The following is a 14,258-nucleotide window of genomic DNA, read 5'->3' on the forward strand; positions in this document are numbered from 1 at the left end:
GCTCGCGGCGCGGTACGTCGGGGTACCGGACCGCTGCGGGCCCTCGTCTACAGCGCTTCTCCGCGGCGCCATCGCATGCCGTTGACCTGGCCGGGCTCGGACCCGATCACGTACCGGACCCGCCGCCCGTGCACGCGCCGGGCCGGGGCGCGGCAGCCGCGGGGGCGGCAGCCGCGCGCCAGGGGCGCATGCGCCGTCGGCACGCCGACCGGGCCGCGGCGAGCTGCCGGGGGCGCGGACTGCGTGCGGACGGAGGGGAGGTCGTGGGCCACGGGAAGGGTCAGCTCCGCCCGTGGCGCAGGGCGGGGTGGGCACCGGCGGCGACGAGGTCGGCCACGGCCGCCTTCGGGTCGCGGCCGGTCACCAGGGACTCCCCGACGAGGACGGCGTCGGCGCCCTCGTTGGCGTAGGCGATCAGGTCGTGCGGGCCACGGATGCCGGACTCGGCGATCTTGACGATGTGGTCCGGGATCTCGGGGACGACGCGCTCGAAGGTGGAGCGGTCGACCTTGAGGTCCTTGAGGTTGCGGGCATTGACGCCGATGATCTTGGCACCGGCGGCGACCGCGCGCTCCACTTCCTCCTCGTCGTGGACCTCCACGAGCGGGGTGAGACCGATGGACTCGGCCCGCTCGATGAGGGAGACGAGGGCCTCCTGCTCCAGGGCCGCGACGATCAGCAGGGCGAGGTCGGCACCGTAGGCGCGGGCCTCCCAGAGCTGGTACGCCGTGACGATGAAGTCCTTGCGCAGGATCGGGATGTCCACGCGGGCGCGGACGGCCTCCAGGTCGGCCAGCGAGCCGCCGAATCGGCGCTGCTCGGTGAGGACGGAGATGACCGCCGCACCGCCCGCCTCGTAGTCGGCGGCGAGCCCGGCCGGATCGGCGATGGCGGCCAGCGCGCCCTTGGACGGGCTGGAGCGCTTGACCTCGCAGATCACCTTGACGCTGTCGCCGCGCAGGGCAGCGACGCCGTCCTTGGCCTGGGGCGCCTTGGCGGCACGCTCCTTGAGCTCGTCGAGGCTCACGCGGGCCTGCCGTTCGGCAAGGTCTTCGCGGACCCCTTCGATGATCTCGTCGAGCACACTCACGCGAGCGGCCCCCTTCCGGGTCGATGACGGTCGGCCGCCTTGCAGACAGGTACAACAACAAGGTCGGCATTCAAATGGTATCCGCAGGAGGCGTTGCCCTCCGCACGCGGTTGACGACGTCCCAGTAACTGGACATTCGGAATCGACGCTTCATAGGGCCTGCCCAAGGGGCTCAGGGCGCCAGTGCGGAGCCGAAAGAGAGATTTCGGACAATGACGAAAACCAGTGCCAGTGCCCCGAGCGCCCACCAGTACCTCGGACGCAGCACGATCCTCGGAGTCGGCCCGCCGCGGAACGCGCGAACCAGCCACAGGGCCATGAAACCCGCGAAGACGAAGTAGCCCACGACGGCGAACGCATTCGCCCCGAAAGCAGCGATCAGATCGCCGTGCGCGAAGGCGTGTGCGCTGCGCAGACCTCCGCAGCCCGGGCACAGGACACCCGTCAGCCGGAACAGCGGGCACACCGGGTAGTGGCCGGGCTCGTTGGGGTCGACGGCCCCGACGTACGCGAAGGCGCCGGCGACACCGGCCAGGTAGAGCGCCGGGACGGCGAGCCGCCGGGCCCTGGACGGCTGCCCGGCCAGACGCACGGGCTGCGCGGGCATCGCGGGCACGGGCGCCGGTGACGGCGGGGCATCGGGGGTGCGAGAGGCGTCCACCTGCTGATTCTCTCCGCTCATGACAAAAGGCGCAGCCCGGCGGGGCCGCGCCTTTCGGCTGCTTCGCGCACTCAGACCTTGGCGGGAACCTTGGAGGCGGCGATGACCTCGGCGAGGTCCTTGTGCGCGGGCTTCGGCGCGCCCATGCCCGCGGCCCGCATCCCGAGGCCGACGACACCGCCGAGCGCGACGACGACGAGGCCGGCCCAGAAGCCGAGCGGGTTCGCGATCACCATGAAGGCGCCGGAGATGCAGAAACCGATGAAGGCGATGATGACACCGGTCCAGGCGGCCGGGGTGTGTCCGTGGCTAGTGCCCGCCATGAGTTGCTCCTCGTTGCTCTGTCGCGCTGCTGTGTCGAACGTGCGGTCTGTGTCGAACGCTCGGTGACCATTGTCCCGCACCGGGCGGCTTCGCCGTCCAGGGGGGTCGGGTCAGTGGGCCCGGTCGGCGCCCGGGTCCGTGGTCGGGTCCTCGCCGCGGTCCAGAGCCTTCCACAGATCTTCCGGCCGGTCCGGGTCCACCGCCGCGACAGTCCGCGTACGGGGGCTGCCGTCACGCTCGTAGCGGCCACCCATCGAGGGCCAGCTCCGGCCGAAGCGCAGGGCCAGCAGCCCGGCGGCCAGGATCAGGACCGCGCCGGCGGCCGTGACATAGGGCCAGGTCGTCTGGGTCAGTCCGGCCACGTGCGCCGCGCTGTCGGCGGTCGTACGGGCGGCCTGCGCGTCCAGGGCACGGCGGCCGTCGGCGCCGAACAGGGCCGACAGGGCCCCGCCGAGGCCGCTGAGCGCCAGCAGCCCCGACACCAGCAGCCGGCTCCTGCCGCGTACGGCGAAGACGGCGACCAGCGCGGCGAGGCCCACGATGGCCAGCGCGGCGGGCAGGCCGGTGACGGCCCGCCCGTCGGCGGTCAGCTGGAGCGCATCACTGCCGATGGCGGCGGTGCCCCGGGCCCAGGTCCGGCCGGAGGCGAGCAGGACGACGGTCGCGCCGAGTGCGCCGAGCAGCAGGGCGACGGCCACGCTGCGGCGGCCGCCGCGGCGCTCGCGCGCCTCGGGCTCGGCGTCGGCATCGGTTCGGGGTGGGGGTACGGCACTCACATACCCCACTATCCCTTACGCACTCAGGAGCCGTGGAGGCGGTTCGCCGCTCCGACCGCGCGCAGCACGGCGGCCGCCTTGTTGCGGCACTCGTTGTCCTCCAGCTCGGGCACCGAGTCGGCGACGACACCGGCCCCGGCCTGCACGTACGCCGTGCCGTCGCGCAGCAGCGCGGTGCGGATGGCGATGGCCGTGTCGGAGTCGCCGGCGAAGTCCAGGTAGCCCACGCAGCCGCCGTAGAGGCCGCGGCGGGAGGGCTCCAGCTCCTCGATGATCTGCATGGCGCGGGGCTTGGGCGCGCCGGAGAGGGTGCCGGCCGGGAAGCAGGCGGTGAGCACGTCGAAGGCGGTCTTCCCCTCGGCCACGCGCCCCGTCACGGTGGAGACGATGTGCATGACGTGGGAGTAGCGCTCGATCGACATGAAGTCGACGACCTCCACCGATCCCGGCTCGCAGACCCGGCCGAGGTCGTTGCGGCCCAGGTCGACGAGCATCAGGTGCTCGGCACGCTCCTTGGGGTCGGCCATCAGCTCGTCGGCGAGGTCGTTGTCCTCCTGCGGGGTCGCGCCCCGGTGGCGGGTGCCGGCGATGGGGTGGACCATGGCCCGCCCGTCCTCGACCTTGACCAGCGCCTCGGGGCTGGAGCCGACCACGTCGAAGCCGTTCTCGAAGCGGAAGAGGTACATGTACGGGGACGGGTTGGTGGCCCGCAGCACCCGGTAGACGTCCAGCGCGGAGGCGTGGCAGGGGGTCTCGAACCGCTGCGAGGGCACCACTTGGAAGGCCTCGCCGGCCCGGATGCGCTCCTTGATGTCCTCGACGGCCGCCTGGTACTTCTCGCCGCCCCACAGGGCGGAGAACTCGGGCAGCTCGGAGGCGGGGAGCGCGGCCGGGACGTAGGGGGCGGGCCGTGCGAGGTCCGCCTCCATCGCGTCGAGGCGGGCCACGGCGTCGGCGTACGCCTCGTCGACCCCGGAGTCCAGGTCGTTGTGGTTGATGGCGTTGGCGATGAGCTGGACGGTGCCGTCCCAGTGGTCCAGCACCGCGAGGTCGGAGGTGAGCAGCATGGTCAGCTCGGGCAGCTTCAGGTCGTCGCTGCCGTGCTCGCCGATGCGCTCCAGGCGGCGCACGATGTCGTAGCCGAGGTAGCCGACCATGCCGCCGGTGAAGGGGGGCATGGCGCCCGCGAGGTCGCGGGGGGTGTGCAGGGCCTCGACGGTGGCGCGCAGGGCGTCGAGCGGGTCGCCGTCGGTGGGTACGCCGACGGGCGGGGTGCCGATCCAGTGCGCCCGGCCGTCCCGGGCGGTCAGGGTGGCGTCGCTGCGGACCCCGATGAAGGAGTACCGGGACCAGGAGCGGCCGTTCTCGGCGGACTCCAGGAGGAAGGTGCCGGGGCGTTCGGCTGCCAGCTTGCGGTAGAGCCCGACGGGGGTGTCCCCGTCGGCCAGCAGCTTGCGGCTCACGGGGATGACGCGGCGGTCGGCCGCGAGCTTGCGGAACGTCTCAAGATCCATTTCGGGGGGACCCTACCTAGTCGGCTGCGCGGAGGAGGACATCGTCGTCGAAGCAGGTGCGTGCCCCGGTGTGGCAGGCCGCTCCGACCTGGTCCACCCGGACGAGCAGAGTGTCGGCGTCGCAGTCGAGCGCGACGGACTTCACGTGCTGGAAGTGGCCGGAAGTATCCCCCTTCACCCAGTACTCCTGGCGGCTGCGGGACCAGTAGGTGCAGCGGCCGGTGGTCAGGGTGCGGTGCAGGGCCTCGTCGTCCATCCAGCCGAGCATGAGCACCTCACCGGTGTCGTACTGCTGGGCGATGGCCGGGACCAGGCCGTCCGCGGAGCGCTTGAGGCGCGCGGCGATGGCGGGATCGAGGTTGCCGGGGCGGGGGGACGTACTCATGCAGCCATTGTGCCGGGCCCGGATGGGCGGAATGATCCATGTCCGCCTGATGAGCGGGCGCTCAGCGTGTTCCGGCCGTAGGCTGGCCCGCATGTCTACCCATGCGAAGCGTGAACGCCTGCTGCTGGCGGACCTGTTGGAGGCGGCGGGCCCGGAGGCCCCCACGCTGTGCGCCGGCTGGACCTGTCGGGACCTGGCCGCGCACGTGGTGGTGCGGGAGCGGCGGCCCGACGCGGCGGGCGGTCTGCTGCTGAACGTGCTGAAGGGCCGCCTGGACAAGGCGATGGAGGAGTACACGGCCAAGCCGTACGAGGAACTGCTCCAGTTGATCAGGACCGGCCCGCCGAGGATGTCGCTGTACGCGCTGAAGCAGATCGACGAGGCGGCGAACGCGGTGGAGTTCTACGTGCACGCGGAGGACGTCCGGCGCGCCCAGCCGGACTGGTCCCCGCGGGAACTGGACCCGGTCTTCTCGGACGCGCTGTGGTCCCGGCTGGAGAAACTGGCCCGCCTGACGGGCCGCCGCTCGCCGGTGGGCCTGGTACTGAGGCGCCCGGACGGGCGGACCGTGGTGGCCCACAAGGGCGCGCCGGTGGTCACGGTGACGGGGGAACCGGGGGAGCTGACGCTGTTCTGCTTCGGCCGCCAGGACGCTGCCGCTGTGGCGCTCGACGGGGAGAAGGAGGCCGTCGCCAAACTGACGGTGGCCGCCCTGGGCCTCTGACCTCGGCCCTGTCCCGGGCGCCCTTGCCCTGGCCGGGCGGTGCGGGTCTCTCTCCCGGGTGCGGCCCGGTGGCCGCGCCTCAAGCGCCGGCGGGGCTGGGGTGTGCCGCCCGGGCGGGGTCGGAGCAGGGGGTGGGGGCGCGGCGCCGCCGGGCGGTGTCGCCTCGGCTTGCGGACTCAGCCGTACCGAGATGCCGGGCGGGGGTGGATCCGCGTCGCCTGCGGGGACACCCCCCACCGTCGCCGCACCCCCACCCCGGCAGACCTACCCAGGGGCCGTGGGGCGGTGACACTCCGGGGGCTCCCCGCAGGACGAGCGCGCAACCCAGGCCGTACGGCAGAACCACCGCCGCAGGCGCGAGCCGAGGAGAGCCCCCGGAGGGGCACCGCCCCACCCGAAGCCAAACCCAGCCCCGCCGGCGATTGAGGCGCGGGGTCCGGGCCGCACCCGGGAAAGAGACCCGCACCGCCCGGCCAGGGCAAGGGCACCCGGAAGAGGCGTTACCGGACGGGGTGGCCCGCTTCGCGGAGGGCCGTTTTGACTTCGGCGATGCGGAGGTCGCCGAAGTGGAACACCGACGCCGCGAGCACGGCATCCGCCCCCGCCTCGATCGCCGGCGCGAAGTCCGCCAGTCGGCCCGCGCCGCCCGAGGCGATCACCGGGACCGTGACGTGCCTGCGCACCGCCGCGATCATCTCCGTGTCGTAGCCGTCCTTCGTGCCGTCGGCGTCCATGGAGTTCAACAGGATCTCCCCGGCGCCCAGTTCGGCCGCCCGGTGCGCCCACTCCACGGCGTCCATGCCGGTGCCCCGGCGCCCGCCGTGCGTGGTGACCTCGAAGGTCCCGGCAGCCGTGCGGCGCGCGTCCACGGACAGTACGAGGACCTGTCGGCCGAAGCGCTCAGCGATCTCCTGGATGAGCTCGGGTCGGGCGATGGCGGCCGTGTTCACGCCCACCTTGTCCGCTCCGGCCCGCAGCAGCTTGTCCACGTCGTCTGCGGTGCGGACGCCGCCGCCCACCGTGAGCGGGATGAAGACCTGCTCGGCGGTGCGGCGCACCACGTCGTACGTGGTCTCGCGGTTCCCGGAGGACGCCGTGATGTCGAGGAAGGTCAGCTCGTCGGCGCCCTCGGCGTCGTACAGCTTGGCCATCTCCACCGGGTCGCCCGCGTCGCGCAGGTTCTGGAAGTTGACGCCCTTGACGACCCGGCCGTTGTCCACGTCCAGGCAGGGGATCACGCGTACGGCGAGCGTCATGCGGTCACCGCCTTGAACGCCTCGACCTCCACCTCGACGACCATGCCGGGGTCGACGAAGCCGGAGACGATGAGCATGGTCGCGGCGGGCCGGACCGCGTCGAAGAGCTGCTTGTGGGCGCGGCCCACCTCTTCGACGTCGCGGGCGTGCGTGAGGTACAGCCGGGTGCGGACGACGTCCTCGGGGCCCAGGCCGGCCTCGGCGAGGGCCTTGAAGGCGACCTCGAAGGCCTTGACCGTCTGGTCGTACGGGCCGCCCGCGTCGGCGGCGGTGCAGCCGGAGACCAGGACCAGGCCGTTGGAGAGGGCCACGGCGCGCGAGTAGCCGATGACGTCCTCGTAGGCGCCGCCGGAGGAGATGCGGCGTGCACCGGCCGTGGAGTTGGAGGGGTTGCTCATGCGGAGACCACCTTCAGGGCTTCTTCCAGGGTGAAGGCCTTGGCGTACAGGGCCTTGCCGACGATCGCGCCCTCGACGCCCAGCGGGACCAGTTCGGACAGGGCCCGCAGGTCGTCGAGCGAGGAGATGCCGCCGGAGGCGACGACGGGCCGGTCGGTGGCGGCGCAGACGTTCTTCAGCAGCTCCAGGTTGGGGCCGGTCAGCGTGCCGTCCTTGCCGATGTCGGTGACGACGTACCGGGCGCAGCCCTCGGAGTCGAGGCGGGCGAGGGTCTCGTAGAGGTCGCCGCCCTCGCTGGTCCAGCCGCGGCCCTTGAGGGTGGTGCCGCGGACGTCGAGGCCGATGGCGATCCTGTCGCCGTGCTCGGCGATGGCCCTGGCGGCCCACTCGGGGGTCTCCAGGGCGGCGGTGCCCAGGTTGACGCGGGTGCAGCCGGTGGCCAGGGCCGCGGCGAGCGAGGCGTCGTCGCGGATGCCGCCGGACAGCTCGACCTTGATGTCCATGGCGCGGGTGATCTCGGCGACCAGGGCGCGGTTGTCGCCGGTGCCGAAGGCGGCGTCGAGGTCCACCAGGTGCAGCCATTCGGCGCCGGAGCGCTGCCAGGCCAGGGCCGCCTCCAGCGGGGAGCCGTAGGAGGTCTCGCTGCCGGACACCCCGTGCACGAGACGGACGGCCTGGCCGTCGCGGACGTCGACCGCGGGCAGGAGTTCGAGCGTGGGTGCGGTCATCACAGGGTCTCGATCCAGTTGGTGAGGAGCTGGGCGCCGGCGTCGCCGGACTTCTCGGGGTGGAACTGCGTGGCCCACAGGGCCCGGTTCTCCACCGCCGCCACGAAACGCTCGCCGTGGGTGGCCCAGGTGACCTTGGGGGCGCGGATCAGCGGGTTGGTGATCTCGAGGGTCCAGTCCCGCGCCGCGTAGGAGTGCACGAAGTAGAACCGGGCATCGGCGTCCAGGCCCTTGAAGGCCTGGCTGTCGGCGGGGGCCTCGACGGTGTTCCAGCCCATGTGGGGGACGATCGGGGCCTTGAGCGGGCCGACCGTGCCGGGCCACTCGTCCAGGCCCTCGGTCTCCACGCCGTGCTCGATGCCTCGCTCGAAGAGGATCTGCATGCCGACGCAGATGCCCATGACCGGGCGGCCGCCGGAGAGCCGGCGGCCGATGATCCAGTCGCCGCGGGCGTCCTTGAGGCCCTTCATGCAGGCCGAGAAGGCGCCGACGCCGGGGACCAGGAGCCCGTCGGCGTCCATGGCCTTGTCGTAGTCGCGGGTGATCTCGACGTCGGCCCCGACGCGGGCGAGGGCCCGCTCGGCGGAGCGTACGTTTCCGAAGCCGTAGTCGAAGACGACGACGTTCTTGGTGGGGCGGACTGCGCTCATTCCCAAATTCCCTGGATTCGCAGGACTCCTGCGGCGAGGCACATCGCGGAGGCGAGGGCCAGCAGGATGATGACCGACTTGGGCATCTGCTGCTTCTGGAAGGAGTAGACGCCCCCGGCCAGGAACAGGCCGAGGACGATCAGGATGGTGTTCAGGCCGTTCACGGCTAGAGGGCGCCCTTCGTGGAGGGCAGGATGCCGGCCGCGCGCGGGTCGAACTCGGCGGCGTAGCGCAGGGCCCGGGCGAGGGCCTTGAACTGGCACTCCACGATGTGGTGGGCGTTGCGGCCGTACGGGACGTGGATGTGCAGGGCGATCTGGGCCTGCGCGACGAAGGACTCGAAGATGTGCCGGGTCATCGTCGTGTCGTACGTGCCGATCATCGGCGCCATGTTCTCGGGCTCGGTGTGCACGAGGTAGGGGCGGCCGGACAGGTCGACGGTCACCTGGGCGAGGGACTCGTCGAGGGGCACGGTGCAGTTGCCGAAGCGGTAGATGCCGACCTTGTCGCCGAGGGCCTGCTTGAAGGCGGCGCCCAGCGCGAGCGCGCTGTCCTCGATGGTGTGGTGGCTGTCGATGTGCAGGTCGCCCTCGGTCTTGACGGTGAGGTCGAAGAGGCCGTGGCGGCCGAGCTGGTCGAGCATGTGGTCGTAGAAGCCCACGCCCGTCGAGACGTCGACCTGGCCGGTGCCGTCGAGGTTTATCTCGACGACGACGGAGGTCTCCTTGGTGGTCCGTTCGACCCGTCCGATGCGGCTCATGCGTGCTGCTCCTTCTTCAGTGCGCGAACCGCTTCCAGGAACGCGTCGTTCTCCGCCGGGGTGCCCGCGGTGACCCGCAACCATCCCGGTACGCCGTTGTCCCGGACCAGGACGCCCTGGTCGAGGATCTTCTGCCAGGCGGTGTGCGAGTCCTCGAACCTCCCGAACTGGATGAAGTTCGCGTCGGAATCGGTGACCTCGAAGCCGGTGGCCCGCAGTTCCACGACCAGGCGGTCGCGCTCGGCCTTGAGCTGCTCGACGTAGCCGAGCAGGGTGTCGGTGTGCTCCAGGGCGGCCAGTGCGGTGGCCTGCGTGACGGCCGACAGGTGGTACGGCAGGCGCACCAGCTGGACGGCGTCGACGACGGCGGGGTGGGCGGCCAGGTAGCCCAGGCGCAGGCCGGCCGCGCCGAAGGCCTTGGACATGGTCCGGGAGACCACCATGTTCGGGCGGCCCTCGATGAGGGGCAGCAGCGAGTCGCGGTGGCTGAACTCCACGTACGCCTCGTCCACGATCACCAGGGAGGGCTTGGCGGCCTGGGCGGCCTCGTAGAGGGCGAGGACGGTCTCCGCCTCGACCGCGGTGCCCGTGGGGTTGTTGGGCGAGGTGATGAAGACGACGTCGGGGGCGTTCTCGGTGATCGCCTGCTCCGCCGCCTCCACGTCGATCGTGAAGTCCTCGCGGCGCGGGCCGGAGATCCACCCGGTGCCCGTGCCGCGGGAGATCAGCGCGTGCATCGAGTAGGAGGGCTCGAAGCCGAGCGCGGTGCGGCCGGGCCCGCCGAAGGTCTGCAGCAGCTGCTGGATGACCTCGTTGGAGCCGTTGGCGGCCCATACGTTCTCCCGCGCGACCGGGTGCTTGCCGGTACGGGTGAGGTAGGCGGCCAGCTGGGTGCGCAGCTCGACCGCGTCCCGGTCGGGGTAGCGGTTGAGGGTGCGGGCGGCCTCGGCCACGCGCTCGGCGATCCGCGCGACGAGCTCGGCGGGGAGCTCGTACGGGTTCTCGTTGGTGTTCAGCTGGACGGGAACGTCGAGCTGGGGGGCGCCGTACGGGGTCTTGCCGCGCAGCTCGTCCCGGATGGGCAGGTCGTCGATGCCGATGCCGGCGGCGGTCATACGGTGGGCACCTTCCATCCGAAGCGCGCCTTCAGGGCGGCGCCGTGCGCGGGCAGGTCCTCGGCCTCGGCCAGCGTCACCACGTGGTGGGTGACCTCGGCGAGGGCGTCCCGCGTGTAGTCGACGATGTGGATGCCGCGCAGGAAGGACTGCACGGACAGGCCGGAGGAGTGGCAGGCGCAGCCGCCGGTGGGCAGCACGTGGTTCGACCCGGCGCAGTAGTCGCCGAGCGAGACCGGGGCCCACGGGCCGACGAAGATCGCGCCGGCGTTGCGTACGCGGGCGGCCCAGGCCGCGGCGTCGGCGGTCTGGATCTCCAGGTGCTCGGCGCCGTACGCGTCGACGACCTTGAGGCCGTCCTCCAGGCTGTCGACCAGGACGATCGCGGACTGCTTGCCGGCCAGGGCCGGCTTGATCCGGTCCTCGACGTGCTTGGTCGCGGCGACCTGCGGCTCCAGCTCCTTCTCGACGGCGTCCGCGAGTTCGGCGGAGTCGGTGACGAGGACGGCCGCGGCCAGCGGGTCGTGCTCGGCCTGGCTGATCAGGTCGGCGGCGACGTGCACCGGGTCGGCGGTGGAGTCGGCGAGGACGGCGATCTCGGTCGGGCCGGCCTCGGTGTCGATGCCGATCTTCCCGGTGAAGTAGCGCTTGGCGGCGGCGACCCAGATGTTGCCGGGGCCGGTCACCATGTTGGAGGGAAGACAGTCTTCGGTCCCGTAGGCGAACATCGCCACGGCCTGCGCACCGCCCACCGCGTACACCTCGTCCACGCCGAGCAGCGCGCACGCGGCGAGGATCGTCGGGTGCGGCAGGCCGTCGAACTCCTTCTGCGGCGGGGACGCGAGCGCGATCGACTCGACGCCGGCCTCCTGGGCCGGGACGACGTTCATGACGACGGAGGACGGGTACACGGAGCGGCCGCCCGGAGCGTACAGCCCCACGCGCTCCACCGGAACCCACTTCTCGGTCACGGTGCCGCCGGGGACCACCTGGGTGGTGTGCTCGGTGCGGCGCTGATTGCGGTGCACGATCCGGGCGCGCCGGATCGACTCCTCCAGGGCCGCGCGGACGGCCGGGTCCAGCTGCTCCAGGGCGGCCTTGATGGCCTCCGCGGGCACCCGGACCTGCGAGAGCTCGACCCCGTCGAACTTCTGCGCGTACTCGATCAGCGCCGCCGTGCCACGATGATGAACGTCCTCGCAGATGGGCCGCACCTTCTCCAGGGCAGCTTCTACGTCGAACTCGGCACGGGGCAGCAGATCGCGCAGGGCGCCGCCCTCGGGGAGGGCGTCACCGCGCAGGTCGATACGAGAGATCACCCCACAATTCTCTCAGACCGCTTCGCGCCTCCGTTCGCCCGTATCACTGGCTGATACAGGTCCCGGATGTCACACGTGCCCGATAGCTTTCCCATACACGTGGACGACAGCGGAGGGGGCCGCCGTGACCGAGGCGCGCACGGACGAGGAACCGGCGGATCTCACCGCTGCGGAACGCCGCATGTGGGAGGCGTTCCGCACCGGCAGCGTCTGCGATCTCAGCGCCCGCGCCGCCGACCGGGACGATCCGCACGCCGACCACGTCTGGGGGCCCGAGCGCAGCGTCCGCGCCAGGGTCGTCGCCCGGTTGCTGCTGCACGGGCCGCCGCCGGTGCCGGGCCGGGTGGCCTCCCTCAAGCTGCGCGGGATGCGGATCAGCGGGCGGCTGGAACTGTCCGGTGGCGCGGTGGCCCCGTACGTGGAGCTCCAGTCGTGCCGGTTCGACAGCGAGATCCAGCTGTCGGAGGCCCGCGTCGGCACGCTGCGGATGGTCAACTGCGCGATCCCGCGGCTGGAGGCCTCCCGGCTGCACACCGAGGGCGATCTGCACCTGCCGCGCTGCCGAGTGGCGCGCGGGATCCGGCTCACCGACGCGCAGATCGGCACCGACCTGCTGATCAGCCAGGCGGTGGTGCAGCGGGACAGCAAGGGCCGGGCGATCGCCGCGGACGGGATGTCCGTCGCGCAGGACTTACAGGGCGAGCTGCTGGAGACGTACGGCGAGGTGAGCCTGCGCGGCGCCAAGGTCGGCGTGTCGATGAACCTGCGCGGGGCCCGCCTGCGCAACCCGTACGGGCGGTACGCGCTGAACGCCCCGCAGCTGACGGTGGAGCGGACCCTGTACCTGACGTCCATCGCGCTGGACTACGCGGCGTACGGGGGCTCCTCCACTCCCCCGTACGGGCTGGGGCCGACGCCCACCCGCGGTCGGCGGGCCCAGCACTTCGAGTGCCGGGGCGGGCTGCGGCTGGACGACGGCCGCTTCGGCGACGCCATCGACTTCTACGGGGCACGTTTCGCCCTCGCCCCCGACCAGGAGCTGTCCCTGCGGCGGATCCAGACCCCTGAGTTCCGTTTCGTCGGCGAGCGGCCGGAGGAGGGCCGGGTGGTGGTGTCCGGGGCCAAGGTGGTCAAGCTCGTCGACACCTCCACGAGCTGGCCGGGCCCGGGCGGACTGTCCATCGAGGGGTTCGTCTACGAGAACCTCGCGCCCCGGGGTCACTTCCCGCTCTCCCGCCGCCTGGAGTGGGTGGCGGCGGCGACTCCCGAGTACTCGCCGGAGCCGTACGAGCGGCTGGCCGCCGTACTGCGGGCCAGCGGCGAGGACGCGGACGCCCGCGAGGTGCTGCTGGCCAAGCAGCGGCGCCGCCGGGACACGCTGCCGCCCTGGCCGAAGGCGTGGGGCTACCTCCAGGACTGGACGGTGGTGTACGGCTACCGTCCGGGCCGCGCCGCCCTGTGGATGGCGGTGCTGTGGGCGGCGGGGGCGCTGCTGTTCTCCCAGCTCGACCCGCCTGCGATCAAGCAGGACGAGCATCCGCAGTGGAGCGCCGCCCTGTACGCGCTGGACCTGCTGCTCCCGGTGATCGACCTCGGTCAGCAGGGGCAGTGGAAGCTGGAGGGCGGCTGGCAGTGGGGCGCGGCGGGCCTCGTCGTCATGGGCTGGATCCTGGCCACGACGGTGGCGGCGGGGGCCTCCCGGCTGCTTCGGCGGGGGTGACGGCGGCGGGGGTCGTCCGGCCGATCGCTCACATGCCGCCGTCCGCCCCTCAAACGCCGGACACCCGAGAGGGTTCGGGCGATTACCCTGTGCCTCGTGACCACCGTTCGCCTGCCCCTCTTCCCGCTGAACTCGGTGCTGTTCCCGGGACTCGTCCTCCCGCTCAACATCTTCGAGGAGCGTTATCGCGCCATGATGCGCGAGCTGCTGAAGACGAGCGAGGACGAACCGCGCCGCTTCGCGGTCGTCGCGATCCGCGACGGCCGGGAGGTCGCGCCGACCGCGCCCGGCCTGCCGGACCAGACGGCCCTGCCCGAGCGGGGCCCGGCGGCGGGCTTCGGCGCCGACCCGATCCAGGCCTTCCACCGGGTGGGCTGCATCGCCGACGCGGCGACCGTGCGGGAGCGGGAGGACGGCAGCTTCGAGGTCCTGGCGACCGGCACGACGCGGGTCCGCCTGATCTCGGTCGACGCCTCGGGCCCCTTCCTGACGGCGGAGCTGGAAGAGCTCCCGGAGGACGCGGGTGACGGCGCGGGCGTACTGGCCGAGGGCGTGCTGCGGGCCTTCCGCAACTACCAGAAGCGGCTGGCCGGCGCCCGCGAGCGGTCCCTGACCGGCGCGGAGCTCCCCGACGAGCCCTCGGTGGTCTCCTACCTGGTGGCTGCGGCGGCGGTGCTGGACATCCCGGCGAAGCAGCGGCTGCTCCAGGCCCCGGACACCGCGACCCGGCTGGCGGAGGAGCTGAAGCTGCTGCGCACGGAGACGGCGGTGATCCGCCACCTCCCGTCGCTGCCGGCGGTGGACCTGACCCGTGCCCCGACGAGCCCGAACTGAGTGC

Annotated in this window: 18 protein-coding genes; 3 read left to right on the forward strand and 15 right to left on the reverse strand. The window is 72.3% G+C overall.

Annotation, left to right across the window (positions count from 1 at the left end):
• Window positions 1–47: 47 nt before the first annotated feature.
• The 7 genes from trpM to hisI form a co-directional block, all read right to left on the reverse strand.
• A complete protein-coding gene (gene trpM, locus IE257_RS39260; protein ID WP_372453045.1) occupies window positions 48–203 on the reverse strand; it encodes a tryptophan biosynthesis modulator TrpM in 156 nt (51 codons plus the stop codon).
• A 77-nt stretch (window positions 204–280) separates the two neighbouring features.
• A complete protein-coding gene (gene trpC, locus IE257_RS00595; protein WP_030385535.1) occupies window positions 281–1,090 on the reverse strand; it encodes an indole-3-glycerol phosphate synthase TrpC in 810 nt (269 codons plus the stop codon).
• A gap of 172 nt (window positions 1,091–1,262) precedes the next feature.
• The gene (locus IE257_RS00600; RefSeq protein ID WP_373301757.1) at window positions 1,263–1,751 is read right to left on the reverse strand and encodes a DUF2752 domain-containing protein; all 489 of its coding nucleotides are present in this window, start codon (window positions 1,749–1,751) and stop codon (window positions 1,263–1,265) included.
• A 71-nt stretch (window positions 1,752–1,822) separates the two neighbouring features.
• Window positions 1,823–2,074 carry an HGxxPAAW family protein gene (locus tag IE257_RS00605; RefSeq protein WP_052872597.1) on the reverse strand — a complete coding sequence of 84 codons (252 nt, stop codon included), beginning with the start codon at window positions 2,072–2,074 and terminating at the stop codon, window positions 1,823–1,825.
• 111 nt (window positions 2,075–2,185) lie between these two features.
• Window positions 2,186–2,860, reverse strand: a complete 675-nt coding sequence (locus tag IE257_RS00610) for a TIGR02234 family membrane protein (protein ID WP_189963444.1) — start codon at window positions 2,858–2,860, stop codon at window positions 2,186–2,188.
• Between the two features lie 14 nt (window positions 2,861–2,874).
• The gene (locus IE257_RS00615; protein WP_189963447.1) at window positions 2,875–4,365 is read right to left on the reverse strand and encodes an anthranilate synthase component I; all 1,491 of its coding nucleotides are present in this window, start codon (window positions 4,363–4,365) and stop codon (window positions 2,875–2,877) included.
• A 16-nt stretch (window positions 4,366–4,381) separates the two neighbouring features.
• Complete coding sequence (gene hisI / locus IE257_RS00620) at window positions 4,382–4,750, reverse strand: phosphoribosyl-AMP cyclohydrolase (RefSeq protein WP_030385540.1); 369 nt, start codon at window positions 4,748–4,750, stop codon at window positions 4,382–4,384.
• A gap of 91 nt (window positions 4,751–4,841) precedes the next feature.
• Here hisI and IE257_RS00625 point away from each other — a divergent pair, with 91 nt between their 5' ends.
• Window positions 4,842–5,474, forward strand: a complete 633-nt coding sequence (locus tag IE257_RS00625; RefSeq protein ID WP_189963449.1) for a TIGR03085 family metal-binding protein — start codon at window positions 4,842–4,844, stop codon at window positions 5,472–5,474.
• 500 nt (window positions 5,475–5,974) lie between these two features.
• Here the strand turns inward: IE257_RS00625 and hisF are convergent, their stop codons facing one another.
• Genes hisF through hisD form a run of 8 tightly spaced genes read right to left on the reverse strand, consistent with a single transcriptional unit; the run spans window position 5,975 to window position 11,700 of the window.
• Window positions 5,975–6,730 (reverse strand): imidazole glycerol phosphate synthase subunit HisF, encoded by a 756-nt coding sequence (gene hisF, locus IE257_RS00630; protein ID WP_189963451.1) that lies wholly within the window; start codon window positions 6,728–6,730, stop codon window positions 5,975–5,977.
• A complete protein-coding gene (locus IE257_RS00635; RefSeq protein WP_189963453.1) occupies window positions 6,727–7,128 on the reverse strand; it encodes a RidA family protein in 402 nt (133 codons plus the stop codon). Before IE257_RS00635 ends, hisF begins: the two co-directional genes overlap by 4 nt.
• Window positions 7,125–7,856 (reverse strand): bifunctional 1-(5-phosphoribosyl)-5-((5-phosphoribosylamino)methylideneamino)imidazole-4-carboxamide isomerase/phosphoribosylanthranilate isomerase PriA, encoded by a 732-nt coding sequence (gene priA, locus IE257_RS00640; RefSeq protein WP_189963455.1) that lies wholly within the window; start codon window positions 7,854–7,856, stop codon window positions 7,125–7,127. Before priA ends, IE257_RS00635 begins: the two co-directional genes overlap by 4 nt.
• Complete coding sequence (hisH, locus tag IE257_RS00645; RefSeq protein ID WP_189963457.1) at window positions 7,856–8,506, reverse strand: imidazole glycerol phosphate synthase subunit HisH; 651 nt, start codon at window positions 8,504–8,506, stop codon at window positions 7,856–7,858. Before hisH ends, priA begins: the two co-directional genes overlap by 1 nt.
• Window positions 8,503–8,670 (reverse strand): CG2302 family histidine operon protein, encoded by a 168-nt coding sequence (locus tag IE257_RS00650; RefSeq protein ID WP_030855494.1) that lies wholly within the window; start codon window positions 8,668–8,670, stop codon window positions 8,503–8,505. Before IE257_RS00650 ends, hisH begins: the two co-directional genes overlap by 4 nt.
• A gap of 2 nt (window positions 8,671–8,672) precedes the next feature.
• Window positions 8,673–9,266 (reverse strand): imidazoleglycerol-phosphate dehydratase HisB, encoded by a 594-nt coding sequence (gene hisB / locus IE257_RS00655; protein ID WP_030009963.1) that lies wholly within the window; start codon window positions 9,264–9,266, stop codon window positions 8,673–8,675.
• Entirely contained in the window at window positions 9,263–10,381 is a 1,119-nt protein-coding gene (locus tag IE257_RS00660) for a histidinol-phosphate transaminase (protein ID WP_189963459.1), read from the reverse strand. The genes hisB and IE257_RS00660 overlap by 4 nt, the downstream gene beginning before the upstream one ends.
• On the reverse strand, window positions 10,378–11,700 hold the full coding sequence (hisD, locus tag IE257_RS00665; protein WP_189963461.1) for a histidinol dehydrogenase: 1,323 nt from the start codon (window positions 11,698–11,700) through the stop codon (window positions 10,378–10,380). The genes IE257_RS00660 and hisD overlap by 4 nt, the downstream gene beginning before the upstream one ends.
• Before the next feature lie 124 nt (window positions 11,701–11,824).
• Here hisD and IE257_RS00670 point away from each other — a divergent pair, with 124 nt between their 5' ends.
• Entirely contained in the window at window positions 11,825–13,420 is a 1,596-nt protein-coding gene (locus IE257_RS00670; RefSeq protein WP_372453038.1) for an oxidoreductase, read from the forward strand.
• 96 nt (window positions 13,421–13,516) lie between these two features.
• Window positions 13,517–14,254: an LON peptidase substrate-binding domain-containing protein gene (locus IE257_RS00675; RefSeq protein WP_189963463.1), complete on the forward strand. Its 738-nt coding sequence runs from the start codon at window positions 13,517–13,519 to the stop codon at window positions 14,252–14,254.
• Window positions 14,255–14,258 lie beyond the last annotated feature (4 nt).

This window comes from Streptomyces avidinii, from assembly GCF_014650695.1.
GTDB classification, from domain to species: Bacteria; Actinomycetota; Actinomycetes; order Streptomycetales; family Streptomycetaceae; genus Streptomyces; species Streptomyces avidinii.